This window comes from endosymbiont of Bathymodiolus septemdierum str. Myojin knoll (assembly GCF_001547755.1).
Lineage (GTDB): Bacteria > Pseudomonadota > Gammaproteobacteria > PS1 > Pseudothioglobaceae > Thiodubiliella.
Genome location: NZ_AP013042.1, coordinates 663,241 through 680,579, shown reverse-complemented (window position 1 = coordinate 680,579; position 17,339 = coordinate 663,241). Strand labels below are relative to the sequence as shown.

Below are 17,339 nucleotides of genomic sequence, written 5' to 3'. Positions count from 1 at the left end.
CACTAACCCAAGGAAACCATGCTTTTCTCGCTTATCAATAAGTACATCTCAATCAATCCAAAAAACGACATTTTATCGGGTTTAACCGTCGCATTAGCTCTAGTGCCGGAAGCCGTTGCCTTTGCCCTACTCGCTGGCGTATCACCCTTAGTCGGTTTATATGCCGCTTTCACCATCGGTTTGGTAACCTCTATTATCGGCGGTCGTCCAGGTATGATTTCGGGTGCGACTGGTGCGATTGCCGTGGTCATTGGTACACTCGTGGCAGTGCATGGTGTGGAATATTTATTTGCCGCTGTTGTGTTAACCGGTGTTTTTCAGATTATTTTCGGTGTGCTAAAACTCGGTAAATTTATTCGTCTTGTGCCTCACCCAGTTTTCTTGGGCTTTGTCAACGGCATTGCCATGGTGATTTTCATCGGTCAAGTGAAACAATTTAAAGTAGATGGCACATGGATTACAGGTGAACCATTGATGATTATGTTGGCAATTATTGTTGCTACAATGGCAATTATCCAGTTTTTACCGAGATTTACTAAAGCCATTCCTGAGATTCTAGTCGCCGTGATTGTTGGCAGTTTGGCTGTGATTTGGCTGGGTCTCGACACTCGTACTGTCGGTGATATCGCTTCTATCAAAGGTGGTTTTCCTGCTTTTCACATCCCTGATGTTGCCTTCAATTTAGACACCCTAAAAATCATTTTTCCTTACGCGTTAACCATGGCATTAGTCGGCTTAATTGAAAGTCTATTAACCTTAAATTTGATAGATGATTTAACAGAAACTACTGGTCAGCCCAACCGTGAAAGCATCGGTCAAGGCGCTGCAAACTTAGTTACTGGTTTATTTGGTGGCATGGGTGGTTGTGCAATGGTCGGTCAAAGTATTATCAATGTTAAATCTGGCGGTCGCGGTCGCTTATCCGGCATCGTCGCTTCAGTCGCCCTATTGTTATTCATTCTCTATCTATCCGAATATATTGAAATGATTCCCATTGCCGTCCTCATTGGCGTAATGATGATGGTCGTCATTGGTACTTTTGAATGGTGTACTATCCGTTTGTTTGGCAAAGTCCCAACTTTGGATATTATCACTGGTATTTCAGTTGCTGCTATCACCATCTTAACTGATAATTTGGCTTTGGCTGTTATCATTGGCGTTATTTTATCGGCTCTTTCATTTGCCTGGGAGTCTGCCAGTAAGATTCACTATGAAAAAGAGCAAAATGAAAATGCTGATAATGTTTACAAAATCTATGGCACGCTATTTTTTGCTTCAAAAGAACACTTTCAAGAATTATTTAATCCCAAAGAAGACACGGATAATGTCTATATTGACTTTGCGAATGCCAGAGCCTTAGACCACTCTGCTATTCAAGCTATTGATAAACTCGCAGAACGCTACAAACGCATCGGTAAAACGCTACATATCCAACATTTGAGCGCCGAATGTCGCCTGCTATTAAAAACAGCTAAAAATTTGGTGGAAGTTAATGTTTTAGAAGACCCTACCTATCATGTGGCAGATGATAAATTAGCTTAAAGAGACTTAAACCCTGCCTTAGCCCTGCTAGGACTGGGTTTAAGAAAACCACCAATTGGACAATTGTGAATTTTGCCAATCACCCCTATTTATGCAAAGGTCTCTTAAAGAATTAATCCATCACAATTTAGGGCTTGATTTTTTCTTAAACACCCTTATAACCTTTAATATAAACTTAAAATATGGAGAGAAATATGAAAAAAATGATACTAACTATCGCATTATTAACTTCAACCTTGCTTAATGCACATGGCTACAAACATGGAGATGAATATTATCATCCAAATCTATCTAATTATTCTTTGTTTAACGATAATTTTTGGCGTGATTTTGACCGTCAATTTCAACAGTTTGACTACCAAATTAACAGGCTACAGCGCAATATGCCTACTCTGGACACCTCTTCAAAGCAGTATTTTGATAAAGACAAAAACAGTTATATAATGGAGATTAAGACTTCGGGCATTGATAAAAAAAACTTTGAGATTTCAAGCGATGAAAATAGGCTGATTATCAAAGCCAAACAAAACGCAAGTGATGATAATAAAAAATCATCAAGCAGTTTTTTTCAAATGGTTTCCATTCCTGCAGATGGCGATATAGCGAATATTTCCGCTAAGTTTAAAGATGGTATATTAAAAATATCAATTCCAAAACTTAAAAAAACCATCTCACAAATTAAAAAGATTACGATTCAATAATCAACAAGAAACCAAATTTATTTGCCTTTTTGATCGCCCCACAAAAGCTTATGCATTTGCACTTGTAAACGCACATTGAGTTGCTTCTCTAAAATCCAATCTGCCAAATCGACAGGTTTAAGCGCTTCAAATACTGGCGAAAACAACACGCCTGCCTGTGTTGGATATCGACTAAGAATATTAACACTCCAATCAAAATCAGATTTTGAACCAATAACAAACTTCAACTGATCTTTAATTTCTAGTTTTTTAATATTACTGTATAAATTTTTGCCAACTTCCCCAGAACTCGGCGTTTTTACATCCATCACAATCGACACAGCCGGATTGACACCCTGAATATCAATACTTCCACTGGTTTCTAATGAAATTTGACAACCCTCTTTGACAAGTCTATCTAACAAAATATGGCAATTAATCTGTGCCAACGGCTCGCCTCCAGTCACACAAACTAACTTAGTTTTATAACGCTGTATTTCCGTAACAATATCATCAATACTCAACAAATTACTGCCCTTAAACGCATACTCGGTATCACAATAACTGCAACGCAACGGGCAGCCTGTCAACCTCACGAATACCGTCGGTAACCCCACTTCGCGAGCCTCCCCTTGCAGGGAGTAAAATATTTCATTGATGTTAAGTTCTGTTTTCATAGTCCTGATTTGAATTGCGTCTCTTTTAATTTTTTAATTTTATTACGAATGTCAGCTGCCTGTTCAAATTTTAACTCCTCTGCAAAACCAATCATCTCTTTTTCTAATGCCTTTAACGCTTTAGCAAGTTGCACAGGGGATAGTTGCTGTATGACCTGGGTATCGTATTCACCCTCTGGATCGGCAACCATAGCATCATCGGTGTCTAAAATATTGACGATTGGGCGGGATACACTTTTTGGGGTGATGCCGTTAGCTTTATTGTGCGCTCGCTGTTTTTCACGGCGATCAGTAGTAACATCCATTGCTTTTTGCATGGATTTGGTAATTTTATCGGCGTATAAAATCACATGCCCATTGATATTTCTAGCCGCCCTACCCATGGTTTGAATTAAAGCGCGTTCGGATCGCAAAAAACCTTCTTTATCAGCATCTAAAATAGCAACAAGCGAGACTTCTGGAATGTCTAAGCCCTCTCTAAGTAAATTAATACCCACTAAAACATCAAAAATACCCAAACGCAAATCGCGAATAATCTCTACTCGCTCAACCGTATCAATATCAGAGTGTAAATAACGAACTTTAACATTATGCTCACTTAAATAATCACTTAATTGTTCGCTCATTCGCTTGGTTAAAGTAGTAACCAACACCCTATCCCCCATCTCAACTCGTTTGTGTATTTCACTCAATAAATCATCGACTTGCGTTTCCACGGGGCGCACTTCAATTTCAGGGTCTAACAAACCCGTCGGGCGTACCACTTGCTCAACAATCCTACTGGAAATATCCAATTCATACTGTGCTGGCGTAGCAGATACCAATAGACATTGATGAATTTTTCCCTCAAATTCTTCAAACCTCAATGGGCGATTATCAAGTGCCGATGGTAGGCGAAAACCAAACTCTACCAAGGTGGTTTTACGCGCCCTATCACCCTTATACATTGCGCCAATCTGACTCGCTGTCACATGCGACTCGTCCAAAATCACCAGGGCATCCTCAGGTAAATAATCCAACAATGTCGGTGGCGGTTGCCCGGCTTTTCTATTGGATAAATAACGCGAATAATTTTCAATGCCATTGCAATATCCTAATTCGCTCATCATCTCAATATCCATCCGTACCCTTTGTGTTAAGCGTTGCTCCTCCACCAATTTGTTTGCCGATAGCAGTTCTTTTTGTCTAATTTTTAACTCGGCCTTAATGTCTTCTAACATATTCAAAATCTTGGATTTTGGCGTAACATAATGCGTTTTTGGGTAAATACTAACACGCTGTAAGCGTTTATATTTCTCGCCTGTTAACGGGTCAAACCAATAAATTGCCTCAACCTCTTCATCAAACAATTCAATGCGTAATGCCTGCTCTTCCGAATCTGCGGGGAAAATATCAATCACCTCACCTTTTACGCGAAAACTACCACGCATTAAACTTACATCATTGCGGCTGTATTGCATCTGCGACAAACGAGATAAGATTTCTCGTTGATTAATAATTTCACCAACACTCAAATGCAATAACATTTGCATATAGCTATCAGGGTCTCCCAAGCCATAAATTGCCGACACACTGGCAATAATAATCACATCATCTCGCTCCAATAATGCTTTGGTTGCACTCAAACGCATCTGCTCAATCTGCTCGTTAATCGACGAATCTTTTTCAATATAAGTATCACTGGCTGGCACATACGCTTCTGGCTGGTAATAATCATAATAAGAAACAAAATATTCCACCGCATTATTGGGGAAAAATGCTTTCATTTCACTGTATAACTGTGCCGCCAGCGTTTTATTTGGCGCTATAATTAAACTTGCACGCTTAGTCTGTTGAATAACATTTGCCAAGGTAAAAGTCTTACCAGACCCTGTAACGCCAAGCAATGTTTGAAATTTTTCACCCGCATTAATCCCTTCTACCAACGCCTTAATAGCCTTTGGCTGGTCTCCCATTGGAGAAAATTGCGATTCTAATTGAAATTTCTTACCCATTCAACGATTTTTTGATTATCATAACCCATCAATTTTAAACAATTTAAAGCATATGAACAACATCCTTTCCGGCAGAGTTGCTAAAGTTAAACCTTCTGCCACATTAGCCGTTACTGCCAAAGCCAACGAACTCAAAGCGCAAGGTGTTCAAATCGTCCCCATGGGTTCGGGCGAACCCGATTTTGACACCCCACAAAACATCCAGGACGCAGGCATTGCTGCCATCAAAAACGGTCAAACTCGCTATACAGCCGTTGACGGCACCCCAGATTTAAAAAAAGCCATCATTGCCAAATTCAAACGCGACAACGGTTTAGACTACAATATGAACGAAGTTATAGTCTCATCAGGTGGCAAACAAGTGTTTTACAACCTCTGCCAAGCGGTGCTTGATAAAGATGACGAAGTCATCATCCCATCACCGTACTGGGTTAGTTACCCTGACATGGTAATTTTGGCAGATGCTACACCCGTCATTGTAGAAACAGGCTTAGAGCAAGACTTTAAAATTACCCCTGAACAATTAGCCTCTAGTATCACCGACAAAACCAAATTATTTGTCCTTAACAGCCCTTCTAATCCAACAGGTGCAGTCTATAACAAAGCGGAATTACAAGCCTTAGCAACCGTGTTGCAAAAACACCCGCAAGTGCTTATTATCACTGACGATATCTATGAGCATATTCGCTGGGGTGACGACGATTTTGTTAATATCGTCATGGCAGACAATGATTTAAAAGACCGTACAATTATCCTAAATGGCGTTTCTAAAAGTTATGCCATGACTGGCTGGCGCATCGGCTATGGTGCAGGTCCAGAAACCATCATTAAAGCCATGAAAAAAATCCAAGGTCAATCCACTTCAAATCCTTGTTCTATCGCTCAAGCAGCGGCATTAGAAGCCTTAACGGGTGAACAAGAAATTATTAATACTATGGTGGCGGCATTCAAACAGCGCCATGATTTTATTGTTGATGCACTCAATGCAATTGATGGTGTTGAGTGCCCTAAATCACAAGGTGCATTTTATTCGTTCCCACGCGTAGAAGGTCTAATTGAGCGCTTAGGCTTAAAAGATGATGTGGAATTATCCACTTATTGCCTGGAAAAACTTAATATCGCCCTGGTTCCAGGCTCTGCTTTTGGTGCTGCAGGTTATGTGCGCTTATCCTTTGCCACCAGTATGGATAATATCAAACTGGCTATAGAGAAACTCAGTAAGATTTAGTTGTTATTCAAAAAATCAGCAACAAAGCCATTATTGCTCAACGCTTTAACAACCCCTCTAAGAATTGGACTTTTATAAAAGTTAATTGTATAGATTCTTCCCCCTTCTTTAGTGGCCGTTATTAACTTTTCTTTTTTAAGTTTTTTAATCATTCTAGACTTTTGGATCGAACGACTAATGCCAAACCTATCAAGTTCCGTAGCACGAATACTCATATCATTTTGTCGTACTAAGTATTGCAAAATATCATTTTCTAATTCATTAATTATCTGCCTATCTAATGCAAACTTTAATGCTGGCAGTAACAACTTATCTCTCACATAATCTACATTTAACAAGATGTCAATTTTTTCAATTTCATTCTTTAACCCGCTTAAAAAATATTCAACCCAATTTAAGATTTATCACCCCAACAATTTCAAACAACAACCTAAACTTTCTTATTTCAAACCCGTTAAACTAAATAAAAAAAATCGGAGTAAAAAAATGAGTAAAAAACGAACCAAATACACTTAACCACGGATGTAGATGATTATATTGAGTTTTATAACCACCGAAGATTCCATGAAACATTGAAATATAAAAAACCAATGGATGTGTATCAAGAAAGTATAAAATTGAATCAGAAAAAGAAGAGGGCTTCTTAGGGTTTGCTATATGAGAAAATTTAGAAAGTTGTTTGAGGTTTTGGGGTGATGTATTTAATTGAATAAAGATACTGGGCGGCACAGTTGAAAGCAACTGCTTGGTTCTAATTTTTTCTAATTCCAAAATTAGGCTGGTCAATGAGCCTGCCCACTGAGGCTCTAGTATTGTAATTTTAGTTTACATTACTTAACATTATTATATTTATTACATAACATTATAATCGAGTAAGGCCTTTAAAGACAAGCACTTTTTTATTTTTTCAAAAAAAATACTTAACATTTCTATATATTGCTACTTAACAATTATCAGGCAAAATATTGCTTTTATTTAATCCTTAGATTTGTATTCATAATGATAATGTGCGTATTTTCCATAACCTACGCGTGGCTGCAAGGCATTAAAGATAAAGCCCCGTGGCTCAATATTATTTTGCCGAAGTCGTTTAATAGTGGCTTGAATTTCTGACATTGAATGTGCGCTATAACGCAACAAAACAAAGGTTGTTCCACATAGATTACCAATAATAGCAGCATCAGTCACGGCAAGTAATGGGGGCGTATCAATTAAAATTAAATCATATTCTTTAGATAGGCGCTCCAAAGTTTTCGCAAAGTTTTCGTGCATCAATAATTCAGAAGGGTTTGGCGGCAGATTACCCGTAGTAATAATATCAACATTTTTGAAACCACTGTTGCGAATAGCTTTTTTTGTATCAACTTTTTGAGCAATTAACTCGCTTAAACCAGGGCTACGCGATATATTGTATTCTTCATGAATATGTCCTTTACGCATATCTGCGTCAATAATTAGCACTTTTTGGTTAGATTGGGCGACTACATGGGCGAAATTGATTGTAACAAAACTTTTACCAATACTTGGGGCTGGACCCGTTATCATCACAATGTTATTCTTGGCTTCAAGCAAGGCAAAATGTAAATTAGTGCGTAAGCTTCTCAAACCTTCAAGGGAAATATCTTTAGGGTCTTGTTCGCATAAAATAGCATGCTTGACTTTGCCTGTATTTCTATCTTTACTGAGCAATGTTTGTGATGGGCTGAGTGGCACATTGGCATACACAGGAATACCGATATTTTGTTCAATTAAATCAGAATCTTCCACACCTTTATTCATAAAACGACGCACAAGTACCCATACGATAACTACAAGCAAACTCAATAGCGTACTAATAAATACAATCAGTAATTTTTTAGGCTTGATAGGATGCTCAGCAGTGAATGCACTATCAATAATACGCACATTGCCCACCGTGCCTGCTTTGACAACCTTTAACTCTTGAGTTTTATTCAATAATTGCGTATAAATTGTTGTTGCCACTTCTACATCACGAGACAGGCGTAATATTTCTTGCTGTGTTTTTGGCAAACTATGTGCTTTGGCATTAATTTGCTCTAATTGCTCTTTAAGTTTGACCTCTTGGTTTGTTAGTGTTACCATAATCGGATGGATATCGGTGTATTTTTTGGACAAATCCGAACGCTTTACTTCTAACTCAGCAATCTGCGTTTCAATAGTAATAATTCGATTAAGCAAAGATTGTGTTTCTAAAGTTAAGTTGACCGATCTTTTGTTACCGCGATAATTATTAAGTTCAACTTCAGCCGCTTCCATTTCATCTTTAATCAAAGGAATTTGCTTTTGCAAAAAAATCAAACTGCGTTCGGCTTCTACCGAGGTGCGTTCAACATTTTGCCTTAAATAAAAATTTGCAATACTGTCAATAATACGACTAATTAATGCCGAATCTTCCCCTTCTAAACTGATACTTAAAATACCTGTTTTTTTACCCAACTCAATTACATTAATGATGTTTTTCAAGTTATTAACAATTTGAATCCGATTACCTTTTGATAGACTAAACTCAGTCCCTATTCGAGCAATCAACTCTGAAATGAACACAGCAATGTCTTGATTTTGTGCTAATTCTCCTACTGTTCCTGTTAATAAAACTTCTCCCTGTGTATTAAGAATGTCGTATGTTTGATTCTTTTGTGCAACTAAAGTAACACCATCTTCTTGTAAAAGTCGAGACAGAGTAAGTTGCTCAATCTTAATGCGTTCACCACCCCAAGCGTAACCAGTGTAACTACTATCTTGGGTAATATTCTTGTCATTATTTCTACGCGCAATTGCTGCACCGATAATGGGAAAATAATCAGGCTTAACCAGAATGTCTAAATTAAGTTCGTCAATTGTTTTGCCAATAATATTGCGCGATTTTATGATTTCAATTTCTGCCAAAGTAGGTGAACTGGCAGAAAAGCCATTCAAACCACCTAAACCCAATGTATTGTTAGGTTTACCTTCAATCTGTAAAATTGTGTCAGACCGATAAATTGGAGTAGCGACCAAGACATAAAATAAACTAACAGCAAAAGCAACAGCAGTAACAATAGCAATGAGCCATTTTTCTTCTACCAGTGTGCCAAATAATTCCTGTAAATCAATCTCATTTTCGCCCTCAAGTGATAGATTTTGGTTTGTATGTGTTGGAGTATCCATATGATTAGTTAGTTGCTGCCTTTAAATTGGCTGACGGAAGAATATTACTAATAACACGATTCCATGATGCGACGCCAGCAGGGGCAATAAATACCACATCGTTAGGTTTTAGATAAAATTGCCCTGCCAAGAGCATGGTATCAGCGAATTCGCCATTAAATTGATAAATTTTTGGCTTATCCTTCTTAAAGCGACGAATTACATATATTTGCTGGGTATCGGCTGTAGCATTATCAATACCACCCAACAGCGTTGCATCTAGAAGGCTCATTGGTACATTAGTAATTACATAAGTTTTGGGTCTTCGCACCTCACCCATAATATGCACACGCTTTGAATGGTATTGACTAACACTCACACTAATTTGAGGATTAGTAATGTATTTACTAAGTTTTTGGGTAAGTAGGATACGGATTTGCTCAATGGATTTACCGATAACTTTAATATTGCCGATATAGGGGTAGAAAATTTCCCCGCTATTTTGCACAATTAAGTCATCAACTTTTTGATTGGCATTTTTATTATCATTAACAGCGCTTAGACCTTCATCGCCCCAAACTTTGACCGACAATACATCCTGCCTGCCAACTTTATAAATAGGGTTGTTTTTATGATTAACATTTAATTTTTTAACCAAATCTGGCGTGATTAAAATAGTATCAGACATATCGCCATCATAGATATTTTTATCCATTTTCATACCTGGAGAACAGGCAGTTAATATTAAGGTGGCAGCGAACAATATTGTAAGTTTTAAATAATGCATTATCTCGTTTTTCTATCTTTTAAAAAGGTGTTATTTTACCGAATATGTCAAGACTACTTTAAATTTTATTTACCCATTCATCCACACCGCGTTCAATCAATTCAAGTGCTACTTCAAACTCATGTCTTGGTTGTTTATAAGGATCAGAAATCTCAAAATCACTCCATTTTCCTAGTAAATGCACCCTACCTCTTGATAATGGGGCAATATGATGAACCGCGTCAATATGCCCTTTTTCCATTACTAATACTAAATCATATTCACTTAATAATTCGCCGTCCAATTGGCGTGCTTTATGCGTGGAAATGTCAATATTTTTTTCCAGCATTAAGGCTTGTGCAATGGTATCGGCACTGTGCCCAACCAAAGCCCCAACTCCTGCAGAAGCTATTTTTAAACTTTTTCGTTGAATTAATTTATTCCGCAACAATGCCTCAGCCATCGGACTACGACAAATATTACCTACGCATACCATTAAAATATTATTAAACATTACTTGTGCCTTGGGTAGCCGTTCGGATTAGCACTTTGCCAACGCCAAGTGTCTTGGCACATCTTATCCAATTCACGCTCGGCTTTCCAGTCTAAAATTTCAATAGCATAAGTCGGGTCGGCGTAACAAGCGGCAATATCACCCGCCCTTCTCTTGGTAATCTTGTAAGCCACCGTTTTTTCTGATGCTTTTTCAAAAGCTTTTACCATATCCAATACGGAATAACCATTGCCCGTGCCTAGATTCACAATCAATACCTGTGGTTTATTTTCTAATGCTTGCAATGCCCGAACATGCCCTTTGGCTAAATCCATAACATGAATATAATCACGCACCCCCGTCCCATCAGGTGTGTTGTAATCACCACCAAATATACTGAGTTTGTCTAATTTCCCAATGGCTACTTGTGAAATATAGGGAATTAAATTGTTAGGTGTGCCGTTTGGGTCTTCGCCTATCAATCCACTTTTGTGTGCACCTATTGGGTTAAAGTATCTAAGTAGTGCAATATGCCAAGTTTCATCTGCGACAAATACATCTTGTAAAAATTCCTCAATCATCAGTTTTGACCTACCATAAGGATTGGTTACCGATAATGGGGAATCTTCTTTAATAGGCACTGTCTTTGGATTTCCATACACTGTCGCCGAAGAGCTAAACACAAAAGTCTTGCAGTTAAAATCCCGCATCACTTCAGCCAAGATAAACGAACCACCTACATTGGTATCGTAATATTCAATCGGTTTTTCCACCGATTCACCGACGGCTTTTAGCCCAGCAAAATGAATCACAGCATCAAATTTATGTTGTTTAAAAACCTCTATCAACCCAGTTTTATCCCGCACATCCACTCGATAAAAGGGAATCTCCACATTTACAATCTCTTCAACACGCTTCAACCCTTCCTTTGAGGCATTGCACAAATTATCCACCACCACAACTTCATACCCCGCCTCAATCAACTCAATGCAAGTATGTGTGCCAATATAGCCTGCGCCACCTGTTACTAATATTTTTTTCATAATTTAATAAAGCGATATATAAGCGTATAAACCAACATAAATCCACACACCAATGCAATTAGTGCAATCTTGTTGTCGTACCAAAACATTGCTGGAATGATACTTGTCAAAGATAATAACCATAAATATGGCGAGGTTTTGCTATTATTCAAGACTTTATCACCGTCGGGATTGCGGACTACAATGATGTTATAGATAAGTGTATGTAAATGATAAGCATCAGGCTGACTAGCAAGAGTGCCTTGAATAAATTTTCTACGGTAAATACTAAACAGTAATTCATACATCGGATACATCAACAACGAAAGCACGAACCAATTCGATATTTCTGCATGACGACTAGCAAACAACAGCCCAACCATTGAAAATATAAATCCAATAAAATACGCCCCGCCGTCCCCCATAAATATTTTACCCAGTGGAAAATTCAACAAGAAAAATCCTAGAATAGACGCACCCAAAAGCAAACACAATTGCAATATCAACACATCGCCTACAATATAAGCAACAAACGCCATTGCCGCTAATGCAAGTAGCACATAGCCTGACATCAACCCATTATAACCATCAATCACATTAAAAGCATTCACTGCCCCTCCCACCACTAACAGTGTAAACAGCAAACTAATAAATGGATAAGACAACAGACTATCCATCCATGCAAAACCCAAAGAATAAACCCCGATATTTAGATAAAAGAAACTGACAGCAATAGAAATAAAGATAGCCATCAAACGCCATAAAGGCGATATTTTTGCACTAAAATCCTCAATTACGCCAGTAATAAATAGCGGCAACGATGCCAATAATATAGGCTGAAAAACTTCCCGGGTATCAGAGTCCAACAAAAAAGACCCCAAGAAAATTCCAAAGAAAACTGCCAGACCACCCACATGTGGCGTTGGATGATGATGAAATTTCTGCACGCCTTCTAAATCATGATGATTTAAAAACCAATTTTTCTTATACGCCAAAACAACTATCAAAGCCGATAAAGACAAAGAAAACAACAAAGTAATTAAAGGTTCTTGCAAGATTTTAGAGTGATGAAAAAAAATTAAATTTTACCCTTGTTAGTTGTATTTTTTAACTCCATGATAAGCATATTGCACAAAATAATACAAACTTTTTGCTAAACTTAACTTCTCTATTTTTCTATAGACTTGCCACTGGTATTTAGCTGCCTGTATTTTATCCCTAGAAAGAGAGTTATTCAATATTCTATATTTCGCCAATGGCTCTTGTATTCCATAAGCATAATCAACTTTTTTTAATATTTTCAGCCACAAGGTATAATCCTCATGACCAAAAACACCCTCCATATAAAGTTTACCTATTTTTTGCGTATCATAAATAGCGGTCAAACAGCCTACACTGCAAGTTCTAAGCATGCCTGTATAACTAATATTACTCTTGGTATTAAAAACCCCTAAATCCTTGCCTTTTTCGTCAATTAAATAATAAGAACTATAAGTAAAAGATAGATTGTTATCATTCATAAATTGAATTTGAGTTTTTAACTTATGGGGCAACCATATATCATCCGCATCAAGGAAGGCAATATACCTGCCCTTAGATATTTCAATGGCTAGATTTCTAGCAGCCGAAGGACCGCTATTTTTCTTTGTATAAATCAATTTAATTCGACTATCTTTTTGAATGTAGCCCTGAATAATCTCAGTCGAATTATCAGCAGAACAATCATCAATAATAATCATTTCCCAGTTTTGATAAGTTTGATCTAAAACTGATTTTATTGTAAAGGAAATAAAATCTTCCGAGTTATATGATGGAGTGATGATTGACACCAAATTCTCAATGTTTTTATTGCACATATTTAATTCAGCCCCATCATGAGTTTTTTAAGTGTGGCAAGGATTCTGGTTAAAATAAATAATTTATTATAACCTGGTAACATTAATAATTTAAAACATTCTCTAATTACATACGCAGAATTTTTAAGCCGGTAGCTAAATAAGGTTTTTCTTCTACTTGCCGAGTTAGGGCGTTCATAAACATAGTAACAAGCTTCGTTACAAGGCTTACAAAGTTTTTTTATATTTTTAGAAATAGTAGCCATAAATAAACTGTCTTCACCATTTTTTAAATGCGTATCAAATCGAGTGTCACCTATTATGTTCCTGTGAATTAATTTTGCACATATAGGAGAATAATATTTACGAGTGTTAAGCTTGGATGTTTCTGATGGAGAAAGTTTTTCATACAATCGCCCTATAGAATGACTTGTTAAGATATTAATACTTTTCCTAAAATTATAAACCTTAGCGATTCCTACATATTCTTGCGTGGAAACCTCTAATAAGTTACTCAGATAATTAGGCGATACCAAGTCATCATCATCAATAAAAGTAATAAATTCTTCTTTAGAGTAATTAATTAATTTATTTCTAGCATTAGATACGCCCGACTCTTTGATATAGATGTATTTAGAATTAAAACTATATAGCTTTAGCGAGGGCAATATTTCATTTTCATAGGGGTATCTGTCTCCATTCAAAGCAATGTAAACACAAAATTTTTCCTTAGGCAAAGTCTGCATTTCAAGGGAGTCCAAACACCTCTTCAGGTATGTTTGTGGTTTATGAGTAGGGATAATAATTGCGATTTTTTTGTTCATAATTTTAATATCTGGTATATTTTATTGTGATAAAGTTAAAATCTATAGTATCGTAACTTGTTTCAAATCACCAGCATCTTTGAATAAAAATAACTGGTATGGTACAAGAAAATTCTTAGTGGGCTCTTTAAATGAGAGGTAGAAGCTAATAGAATACATAAAAATTGAAAATAAGATTACCACAAAGTAAAATTGTTTCTTTTTAAATCTATATTGCAATTCTGGAATTAATAAAATTAAATAAATAATAAAATAATAAGATATTCTTGCAGCCACATCTCCTACAAAAATAAATGCATTATATGTACAAACACCTACAATAAATACATTGTAGTAAAACCTTGACTCTATAGTTTTAAAAGAATTACAGAAAAATATAAAAACAACAGACATTAATAATAAAAATAATTGCATACCAACTCCTGCCCCACTGTTGTAACTAGCATACACGGCATACCTAGGTATCTGTGTCATAACATAAAATAAAATAGGGGTGACAAAAAATGAGGTGACGACTAAAACAATGGAGGTAAATCTACTTAAGTTGATTCTATTTAAAAAATAAATTACGATAGTAATAATTGCACTGTAATGAAACATTGATGCCAATATCACTGTAACAACATAGAGGAAAAAATTTCTTTGAAAAATATACTTGATTCCATAAAAAACTATTGCTACTGCACAATATTGCCTTATAACACTAAAAGACATTAAATAAAAATAAGGAATGGAGATAAAAATCAGTAGTGATAAAAAATAATCTTTACTATAGTTTTTTAAGATATAGTGAACACTATAAACAATAACATATGAAGTAAAAATAAAGAATAACTGAGTAAAGCCACTATAGTTGGAAAATTCTGCGGCATACCTGGGTATAGACTCAAATTGTGTATAACTTACAGACGTTAAATCCAATATTATTCTGTAATAATTTTCATAATCATAACCAACATCAAACCTAAAAGCAGAAAAAATAAATACAGAAAAAAACAATATACTATATTTAAAATTTGTTTTTTTAGTGTTCCACAATCCAATAGATAGAATAAATAAATAAAAAAATATATAGGGTACCATCATTCAATTCCTGATTTATTTTTTACCGTATTAAAATTTTTGATAGATTCTTTACTCTTACTCCTGGTGTTGAGTCTTTTTACTATTTTTAACGGTAAATTTTTCTTTATTATAATTTTTAGCAGAGTCAGGTAATAAGAAAGTCGAACCTTCATTTTAAATTGTTTAATTTTTTTTAGAATTTTTATTCTTTCCAATGTCGAACTTACTTCATTATTACTAGACACCCCATTCATTGAAAAAATACTAATAATTAGCGAAATACGCTTAAATTTATTCTTATTCTCAATATAAGCCTTTAAGAAAAAATCATAGTCACCTGCAATTTTATATTCCAAACTAAATGGATTTTTTTTCTGATAAATGGCATTAGTAAAAGAACTTTGATGCCCCAATACCTGCCCATAATACATATTGGATAAATCCAAATTTATCCTTAAAGATGTGTAAGCCCCATAATCAAGAACAGTATCTCCATATACTACCCACATATCATTATCCAGTAAAGGCACCACCTTTCCTACGATACTTGTATCAAAAAAATTGTCTCCTGCATTTATAAAATTAATCCACTGCCCGCTCACCAAATCAATACCCTTGTTCATCGCATCATAAATACCCGCATCAGGCTCACTCACCCAATGGGTAATTTTATCTTCATATTTCTTAATGATGTCCACTGTGCCATCCGTTGACCCCCCATCAATAATGATATATTCAATATTACTATAAGTTTGATTAACTACACTTTTAATTGTTTTTAACAAGCCATCAGCATCATTAAAAACAACAGTAATTATTGAAATTTTTGATTGACTAGTCATTTAAAAGTTCTTTATAAAGCTCAATATACTTTTCTGCCACTATTTTGCTATCAAATTTCTTTACTATTTTTTCTCTTGCATTTTTGCAAAGTTCATCGTAATTATCATGATTTAAAACCCATTCTATGCCATTTTTTAAATCTGTTGTATCAAATGTTTTTGCTAAATAGCCGTTTTTTTTATGGTCAACAATATCTTTAAGTCCTGTTGCGTTAAAACACACAACAGGTGTTCCACAAGCCATTGCCTCAAATGCCGTTTGTCCAAACGCTTCTTGCAAACTGGGTACCACCATCACATCTGCGGCACTATAAAGCGTTGTTAAACTTACACTGTCGTGTAAATACCCTAAATAATGGGTTTTAAAGCCAAAATCCTGAGGGTTTTTTGGCTCGCTACTGCCAAATACCACAAATTCTATATTTTTACCTTGCAATTGGCGTAATGCTTCGCTTAATTCTTTAAAGCCTTTATTGATATCGCTTGTAGCACTATTAGCACCGAATAACACCAACTTTTTATCTTTGGGTAAATTCCAAAGTTCCCTAGATGTATTTGTATCAAAAGGCTTAAATACATTGATATCTATAGGATTGGGTAGATTTATGTGAGGTTTATCTTTTAAAAGCGCACTATTTTTCGAGCATTCATTCAGCCAATGGCTTAAACCAACAATGGTAATGTCTTTTTTTTGACTGAATACTTTTTGTTTACGGTTAAACACTTTTCTGCTTAAATCATTGTCTTTATTGCTGCCCAATCTTGGGCAAGATCCGCAATTATTCTTATACCGTTCGCACTCCCACATAATGTGGCATCCACCTGTAAAAGCCCAATTATCATGCAAACTCCAAACAATTGGGGCTTTTATTTTGGCAATATCTTCAATACGCATCATTCCACCATTTATCCAATGAAGATGGACAATATCAGGATTTATCTTATTGATTTTGTGAACTATATTGCTAAAACCAAACCAAGACGGGCTAAATAAAGTTTGGCTTTTGTACTTATACAATTTAACGGGTATTTGATCTGCGTAAGACCTTAGAATGTTAATAAACTTTTCTATTCTAGAAGAAGGAGATATAACTGTCCAGTCATCGTTTGACTTCTTTAGAGTTAACAGTTTAACATTAACACCTTGATTATGTAACTCCTTATGCAATCTATAAGCAGCCGTCGATTCACAATATGTGTTCGTCACCATTAATACATTCATAT

The 17,339-nt window shown here is 35.9% G+C and carries 17 protein-coding genes; 4 read left to right on the top strand and 13 right to left on the bottom strand.

All coding sequences use genetic code 11. From position 1 onward, the window contains the following. The first annotated feature begins 18 nt into the window (after positions 1-18). Both BSEPE_RS03635 and BSEPE_RS03630 read left to right on the top strand, forming a co-directional pair. Positions 19-1,542, top strand: a complete 1,524-nt coding sequence (locus BSEPE_RS03635) for a SulP family inorganic anion transporter (RefSeq protein WP_066044235.1) — start codon at positions 19-21, stop codon at positions 1,540-1,542. 194 nt (positions 1,543-1,736) lie between these two features. After that, on the top strand, positions 1,737-2,243 hold the full coding sequence (locus BSEPE_RS03630) for an Hsp20/alpha crystallin family protein (protein ID WP_066044233.1): 507 nt from the start codon (positions 1,737-1,739) through the stop codon (positions 2,241-2,243). 17 nt (positions 2,244-2,260) lie between these two features. Here the strand turns inward: BSEPE_RS03630 and queE are convergent, their stop codons facing one another. Both queE and uvrB read right to left on the bottom strand, forming a co-directional pair. Beyond that, positions 2,261-2,899, bottom strand: coding sequence for a 7-carboxy-7-deazaguanine synthase QueE (gene queE / locus BSEPE_RS03625; protein WP_066044231.1), 639 nt, complete (start codon positions 2,897-2,899; stop codon positions 2,261-2,263). Then, a complete protein-coding gene (gene uvrB, locus BSEPE_RS03620) occupies positions 2,896-4,893 on the bottom strand; it encodes an excinuclease ABC subunit UvrB (protein ID WP_066044229.1) in 1,998 nt (665 codons plus the stop codon). Before uvrB ends, queE begins: the two co-directional genes overlap by 4 nt. A 52-nt stretch (positions 4,894-4,945) precedes the next feature. Here uvrB and BSEPE_RS03615 point away from each other — a divergent pair, with 52 nt between their 5' ends. After that, positions 4,946-6,121 carry a pyridoxal phosphate-dependent aminotransferase gene (locus tag BSEPE_RS03615; protein WP_066044227.1) on the top strand — a complete coding sequence of 392 codons (1,176 nt, stop codon included), beginning with the start codon at positions 4,946-4,948 and terminating at the stop codon, positions 6,119-6,121. Here the strand turns inward: BSEPE_RS03615 and BSEPE_RS03610 are convergent. After that, complete coding sequence (locus BSEPE_RS03610) at positions 6,118-6,441, bottom strand: hypothetical protein (protein ID WP_157059383.1); 324 nt, start codon at positions 6,439-6,441, stop codon at positions 6,118-6,120. The genes BSEPE_RS03615 and BSEPE_RS03610 overlap by 4 nt on opposite strands. Positions 6,442-6,627: 186 nt before the next feature. On the opposite strand from BSEPE_RS03610, the gene BSEPE_RS08265 reads away from it, so the two are divergent. Further along, entirely contained in the window at positions 6,628-6,768 is a 141-nt protein-coding gene (locus BSEPE_RS08265) for an IS3 family transposase (protein WP_408065661.1), read from the top strand. 328 nt (positions 6,769-7,096) lie between these two features. Here BSEPE_RS08265 and BSEPE_RS03605 read toward each other — a convergent pair whose 3' ends face one another. The 10 genes from BSEPE_RS03605 to BSEPE_RS03560 are packed head-to-tail and all read right to left on the bottom strand — an operon-like array spanning position 7,097 to position 17,337. Next, positions 7,097-9,289 carry a polysaccharide biosynthesis tyrosine autokinase gene (locus tag BSEPE_RS03605; RefSeq protein WP_066044223.1) on the bottom strand — a complete coding sequence of 731 codons (2,193 nt, stop codon included), beginning with the start codon at positions 9,287-9,289 and terminating at the stop codon, positions 7,097-7,099. 4 nt (positions 9,290-9,293) lie between these two features. Next, entirely contained in the window at positions 9,294-10,055 is a 762-nt protein-coding gene (locus BSEPE_RS03600) for a polysaccharide biosynthesis/export family protein (RefSeq protein ID WP_066044222.1), read from the bottom strand. Between the two features lie 58 nt (positions 10,056-10,113). Beyond that, positions 10,114-10,548 (bottom strand): low molecular weight protein-tyrosine-phosphatase, encoded by a 435-nt coding sequence (locus BSEPE_RS03595; RefSeq protein ID WP_066044219.1) that lies wholly within the window; start codon positions 10,546-10,548, stop codon positions 10,114-10,116. After that, positions 10,548-11,570 (bottom strand): UDP-glucose 4-epimerase GalE, encoded by a 1,023-nt coding sequence (gene galE / locus BSEPE_RS03590; protein WP_066044217.1) that lies wholly within the window; start codon positions 11,568-11,570, stop codon positions 10,548-10,550. The genes BSEPE_RS03595 and galE overlap by 1 nt, the downstream gene beginning before the upstream one ends. Continuing rightward, on the bottom strand, positions 11,567-12,604 hold the full coding sequence (locus BSEPE_RS03585) for an MraY family glycosyltransferase (protein WP_066044215.1): 1,038 nt from the start codon (positions 12,602-12,604) through the stop codon (positions 11,567-11,569). The genes galE and BSEPE_RS03585 overlap by 4 nt, the downstream gene beginning before the upstream one ends. Positions 12,605-12,643: 39 nt before the next feature. After that, positions 12,644-13,378, bottom strand: a complete 735-nt coding sequence (locus BSEPE_RS03580; protein WP_408065660.1) for a glycosyltransferase family 2 protein — start codon at positions 13,376-13,378, stop codon at positions 12,644-12,646. A 29-nt stretch (positions 13,379-13,407) separates the two neighbouring features. Further along, on the bottom strand, positions 13,408-14,208 hold the full coding sequence (locus tag BSEPE_RS03575; RefSeq protein WP_066044212.1) for a glycosyltransferase family A protein: 801 nt from the start codon (positions 14,206-14,208) through the stop codon (positions 13,408-13,410). A gap of 42 nt (positions 14,209-14,250) precedes the next feature. Next, positions 14,251-15,294, bottom strand: coding sequence for an EpsG family protein (locus BSEPE_RS03570; protein WP_066044211.1), 1,044 nt, complete (start codon positions 15,292-15,294; stop codon positions 14,251-14,253). Continuing rightward, a complete protein-coding gene (locus BSEPE_RS03565) occupies positions 15,291-16,115 on the bottom strand; it encodes a glycosyltransferase family 2 protein (RefSeq protein WP_066044210.1) in 825 nt (274 codons plus the stop codon). The genes BSEPE_RS03570 and BSEPE_RS03565 overlap by 4 nt, the downstream gene beginning before the upstream one ends. Continuing rightward, a complete protein-coding gene (locus tag BSEPE_RS03560) occupies positions 16,108-17,337 on the bottom strand; it encodes a glycosyltransferase (protein WP_066044208.1) in 1,230 nt (409 codons plus the stop codon). The genes BSEPE_RS03565 and BSEPE_RS03560 overlap by 8 nt, the downstream gene beginning before the upstream one ends. Positions 17,338-17,339: the final 2 nt, after the last annotated feature.

Bases quoted from the DNA above. Each gene is read 5' to 3' on its own strand.
- BSEPE_RS03635 (WP_066044235.1), top strand. From the start codon at position 19: ATGCTTTTCTCGCTTATCAATAAGTACATCTCAATCAATCCAAAAAAC.
- BSEPE_RS03630 (WP_066044233.1), top strand. From the start codon at position 1,737: ATGAAAAAAATGATACTAACTATCGCATTATTAACTTCAACCTTGCTT.
- queE (WP_066044231.1), bottom strand. From the start codon at position 2,899: ATGAAAACAGAACTTAACATCAATGAAATATTTTACTCCCTGCAAGGG.
- uvrB (WP_066044229.1), bottom strand. From the start codon at position 4,893: ATGGGTAAGAAATTTCAATTAGAATCGCAATTTTCTCCAATGGGAGAC.
- BSEPE_RS03615 (WP_066044227.1), top strand. From the start codon at position 4,946: ATGAACAACATCCTTTCCGGCAGAGTTGCTAAAGTTAAACCTTCTGCC.
- BSEPE_RS03605 (WP_066044223.1), bottom strand. From the start codon at position 9,289: ATGGATACTCCAACACATACAAACCAAAATCTATCACTTGAGGGCGAA.
- BSEPE_RS03600 (WP_066044222.1), bottom strand. From the start codon at position 10,055: ATGCATTATTTAAAACTTACAATATTGTTCGCTGCCACCTTAATATTA.
- BSEPE_RS03595 (WP_066044219.1), bottom strand. From the start codon at position 10,548: ATGTTTAATAATATTTTAATGGTATGCGTAGGTAATATTTGTCGTAGT.
- galE (WP_066044217.1), bottom strand. From the start codon at position 11,570: ATGAAAAAAATATTAGTAACAGGTGGCGCAGGCTATATTGGCACACAT.
- BSEPE_RS03575 (WP_066044212.1), bottom strand. From the start codon at position 14,208: ATGAACAAAAAAATCGCAATTATTATCCCTACTCATAAACCACAAACA.
- BSEPE_RS03570 (WP_066044211.1), bottom strand. From the start codon at position 15,294: ATGATGGTACCCTATATATTTTTTTATTTATTTATTCTATCTATTGGA.
- BSEPE_RS03565 (WP_066044210.1), bottom strand. From the start codon at position 16,115: ATGACTAGTCAATCAAAAATTTCAATAATTACTGTTGTTTTTAATGAT.
- BSEPE_RS03560 (WP_066044208.1), bottom strand. From the start codon at position 17,337: ATGAATGTATTAATGGTGACGAACACATATTGTGAATCGACGGCTGCT.